Below are 4,499 nucleotides of genomic sequence, written 5' to 3'. Positions count from 1 at the left end.
CCCCCGGCCCGCCATGGAAAGAGGCTTCCCCAATGGTGGAGAAGATGCCTGCGCCAATTACGGCGGCAATACCCATAGCGGTGAGGTCTTTTACTTTTAGTACCCTGTGCAGAGATCCTGTTCCATGCGCGTCTGTTAACCCTTCCCTTGCATCCTTAAGTATAGTGGATAATGACTTCCTGCGGAATAACGACTTAGACAAAGCAAGTTCAATTTTGGTGATCTGCGAATATAATCAGATTTACGATCTTAGATTTACGATTTTAGATCTGACCGGAGCAATTGGGGTTCCCCAATCTAAAATCTAAAATCGTAAATCTAAGATCTTAATGTTGGCGGCTTAAAAGGAAATCGGCCAGCTCCATCAGGGGCTTTTTACGGGAAGATAATACGGCGATGCTTTCCAGGTTGTCGAACGCCTTTTGCTGAAAACGTTCCTTTTCCTTTTCGGCCCAGCTATCAATGCTGCAGTCGTGGAACAGCTCCAGCACCTGCGCTACCTTATCGTCCGGGGCGGTATCCAGCAGCTGCTGCAGGCGGGTACGCTGTGCAGGGTTGCACAGCTCCAGTGCTTTCAGCAGCAGGAAGGTCTTTTTATTAGCCAGGATATCGCCGCCCTGTTGTTTGCCAAACTTTTCCGGATCGCCAAAAGCATCCAGGTAATCGTCCTGGATCTGGAAGGCAATACCTATGTTCTTCCCAAACTCATATAAGTAGCCCTGGTTGCCTTCGCTGCCACCGCCAATAATAGCGCCCATTTGCAGGGAGGCGGCCAGCAGCACGGATGTTTTCAGGGCTATCATGCTCACATAATCATCATACTTCACCTGTGCAGGGTCCATGGCTTCCATATCCATATCCAGCTGCTGCCCTTCGCATACCTGTATGGCCGCGCGGTTAAATACGGATACGATCTTTTGTTTGTAGCGCGACTGCACCCGGTTCAGGCATTCATACACATATATGAGCATGGCATCGCCCGCCAGGATAGCGGCCGGTTCGCCATAAAGGGTGTGCACGGTGGGGTTGTTCCTGCGCAGCGGGGCCTTGTCCATAATATCATCGTGAATGAGGGTGAAATTATGGAACAGCTCTACGGCATTGCCTACCTGCCAGGCATCTGCATGAATGGTATCAAACAGCTCATTTCCCATAAGGGCCAGTACCGGGCGTATGCGCTTACCTCCTATTTTCAGTATGTGGGAGGCTGCGTTGTACAGCGTAGAAGGCTGGTCCGGGAAATGTTGCTGATCAAATTGCTGGATAAATTGTGCTATAAGTTCCTGAAAAGAGTGCATGTTATAAAATGAAGTCTGAAGTCGGATATTTTGATCAAGCAAAATTATGATTCCTTTTTACGGGAACGTGGTTTGGCTTTAGCAGGTTTGTTTACATTATTATCTGCGGCTTTAGGTTTAGGTTTGGCGCCGGGCTTATTGGCCTTAGGTTTTTTACCTGGTCCCTGCTGCACCCGTTCCCCTCTCTCCTTTTCCTTCTCTTTGCGTTTGGGCTTGCCAATGTTGCCGGGCCTGGAGGTTGGCTGTTCTTCCAGATCCTCTACCAGGTCATAATCCAGCTGGCGTTTGGTGAGGTTGGCCGACATTACGCGGATCTTCACCTTATCGCCTATACGGAACCGGCGGCCGGTGTGCAGGCCTACCAGGGCATATTCACTTTCATCATGCTTAAACTCATCACGGGCCAGCATGTTGTGAATGCTTACCAGGCCTTCGCACTTGGTATCAATGGTCTCTACCCAGAAACCAAAATGCGCAACACCACTTATAACGCCGTCAAAAGTATCGCCAATAAACTGCTGCATGTACTCCACCTGCTTGTATTTGTTGGCAGCGCGCTCTGCTTCCATGGCCTTACGTTCCATTTCAGAGCAGTGGCGGCACTTCTTTTCCATATACTTATCGGGGTGTATATCTTCAGCCAGGCATTGCGCCAGCACGCGGTGCACCAGCACATCCGGGTAGCGGCGTATGGGGGAGGTAAAGTGGCAGTAGTGCGCAAATCCTAACCCATAGTGGCCAATGTTATCCGGTGTGTAAATGGCTTTGGCCATGGTACGGATGCCGATGGTTTCCAGCACATGCTGCTCCGGCTTACCCTTGGCCAGCGCCAGCATCTTGTTAAAGGAACGGGCAATATGGTCCGGGTTATCCAGGTCAAACTTGTGGCCGAACTTGCGGGCAAAAATGGAGAACACCTGCAGCTTTTCCTCGTCGGGCGTGTCGTGCACGCGGTAAGGGAAAGGCACGGATTGTTTGTTGACCTTTATTTTAGATACATACTCTGCCACCGTACGGTTGGCAAGCAACATAAATTCTTCTATCAGCTGGTGCGCTTCCTTGCTTTCTTTAATCACAATGCCAATGGGCTTGCCATCAGGATCCAGCTGAAAACGTACTTCCTGTGAGGAGAAATTAATAGCGCCCTCGTCAAAACGGCCTTTACGCAGGATGCGGGCTATTTTATTCAACAGCAGCACTTCTTCCTTATGCGGCCCTTCGCTGTTGCCTTCAATGATCTCCTGCACTTCTTCGTAGGTAAAGCGGTGATCGGAATGGATCACGGTGCGGCCCAGCCAGTGCTGCTTGATCTCGCCTTTTTCATTCATCTGGAAAACCGCGGAGAAAGTGAGCTTATCTTCATTCGGGCGCAGGGAGCACAGCTCGTTGGAGATCTTTTCCGGCAGCATGGGCAGTACACGGTCCGGCAGGTATACGGAGGTAGCGCGTTTATCAGCTTCCTTATCCAGCGCGGTATCCGGCAGCACATAATGGCTTACATCGGCAATGTGCACACCGATCTCATAATAACCGCCTTTTATTTTGCGGATGGAAATGGCATCGTCAAAGTCCTTGGCATCTACGGGGTCAATAGTAAAGGTGAGCTGTTTGCGGAAATCTTTTCTTTTTCGTACTTCCGCGGCCGTTATCTTCTCTTTGATCTCTGCCAGCTCGGCTATCACCTCATCCGGAAAAGATAATGGAAAACCGCTTTCCACCAGTATTTCCTTCATGGCCAGGTCGTTGGTATCGCTGGCGTCCAGTATTTCTATGATCTCGCCTACCGGCTTGCGGGTCTTTTCGCCCCAGGCTACTACGCGTACCACGGCTTTATCGCCGGTTTTGGCTTCGCCCAGTGAGTTGGCAGGGATATAAATATCCGGTAAAAAAGCGCCCTTTTCGGGTACCAGGAAGGCAAAACCTTTATTTACCTGCAGGGTGCCTGTAAATTCTGTTTTCTTTCGTTTAAGGATGTCCGTTACCACGCCTTCCATACGGCCATTGCCTTTGTTGGAATGTTCCCTGAACACATCTAACAACACTTCATCGCCATCCAGCGCGGTATTCAGGTTCTTCTGTTTTACCAGTATATCTTTTGTTAATCCTTCTACTATTACAAAGGCCATTCCCGAACGCGTCACTTCAATCAATCCCCGAAAAGTCTTTTTCGGGCCACTATGACTGCCTTTTTTTTGTTTTTTCTTTTTATTCATCTCATGTCCCATTAAGTTCTAATATATGATGTTCCAGCCCCCTCTATATAGTCAAAAATATAATTATTAAATGAATTCCCTTCCCCGAAGAGCAAAGATATTTCCACGGGTATCACTGCTATGCGCAGGTTCAGCTCCTGCAAACGCTCCTGTAACAGGTGCAGGCGCACGGCATCCTTTTCGGTGGTGATCACTACCTTTTCCGCACCGGGTAAGTCTTTCAGCTCTTTGCTGATCTTCTCCAGGTCGTTATTGCTGTAGTAATAATGATCCGGAAAAGGCAGCAGGAACACCTCTTTAAAACCCTCTTTTAAATGTTGCACCAGGGGGCCGGGGCGGGCAATACCGCATACCAGCAGCAAAGTAGCATCCGGGCTTATGCGCATGGGCGCCTGGGTGAACAGGTCATAGGGCTGCCCGTATTGCAGGCTGGTAAAGAACAGACGCTGGTATGGCAGGGGATTTATTTCCCGCTGCAGGGCCTGTTTTTCCGCTTCCGTCATGTTAGGCGGGCATTTGGATACAATAATGCAGCTGGCCCGCTCATAACCTTTACGCCCCTCACGCAGGCGGCCAAAAGGCACCACATGATCGCGGGTAAAGGGGCGGTTGTATTCTGTGACCAGGATGTTAAAGCCGGGTTTAATGGAGCGGTGCTGAAAGGCATCGTCCAGCAAAATGATCTGGGTTTCCGGTTTTTCGCCTAACAGCTGGGGAATGGCCAGCATACGCTCTTCGCCCACGCACACGCTGATATCCGGGAACTTCTGGTGGAACTGCATGGGCTCATCTCCCAACTGCGCGGCCGTGCTGTTCTCACCGGCCAGCTGGTAGCCCCTGGAACGGCGGTTATATCCTCGGCTAAGGGTCGCTATGGTAAAATGTTCTTTCAGCAGGCGTATGAGGTATTCCACATGCGGGGTTTTACCGGTACCGCCTACCGACAGGTTGCCTACGGCAATAATGGGCAGGTCAAAGCTTACGGCGG

General features: G+C 50.3%; 3 protein-coding genes and 1 pseudogene. All 4 read right to left on the bottom strand.

The genetic code is table 11. The features are described from left to right. A pseudogene (locus tag VIM87_RS04545) lies at positions 1 to 202 on the bottom strand (amino acid transporter); the annotation flags it as partial. 124 nt (positions 203 to 326) lie between these two features. Beyond that, positions 327 to 1,298, bottom strand: coding sequence for a polyprenyl synthetase family protein (locus VIM87_RS04540; protein ID WP_331995830.1), 972 nt, complete (start codon positions 1,296 to 1,298; stop codon positions 327 to 329). A 44-nt stretch (positions 1,299 to 1,342) separates the two neighbouring features. Further along, the gene (gene rnr, locus VIM87_RS04535; RefSeq protein ID WP_331995829.1) at positions 1,343 to 3,511 is read right to left on the bottom strand and encodes a ribonuclease R; all 2,169 of its coding nucleotides are present in this window, start codon (positions 3,509 to 3,511) and stop codon (positions 1,343 to 1,345) included. Between the two features lie 11 nt (positions 3,512 to 3,522). After that, positions 3,523 to 4,499 (bottom strand): tetraacyldisaccharide 4'-kinase (gene lpxK, locus VIM87_RS04530; RefSeq protein WP_331995828.1); only part of this gene is annotated, 977 nt, incomplete at its 5' end.

Origin of the sequence: Chitinophaga sp., assembly GCF_036569125.1 — a bacterium.
Classification (GTDB): domain Bacteria; phylum Bacteroidota; class Bacteroidia; order Chitinophagales; family Chitinophagaceae; genus Chitinophaga.
This window is presented reverse-complemented; position numbering and strand designations above follow the sequence as displayed.

Bases quoted from the DNA above. Each gene is read 5' to 3' on its own strand.
- VIM87_RS04540 (WP_331995830.1), bottom strand. From the start codon at position 1,298: ATGCACTCTTTTCAGGAACTTATAGCACAATTTATCCAGCAATTTGAT.
- rnr (WP_331995829.1), bottom strand. From the start codon at position 3,511: ATGAATAAAAAGAAAAAACAAAAAAAAGGCAGTCATAGTGGCCCGAAA.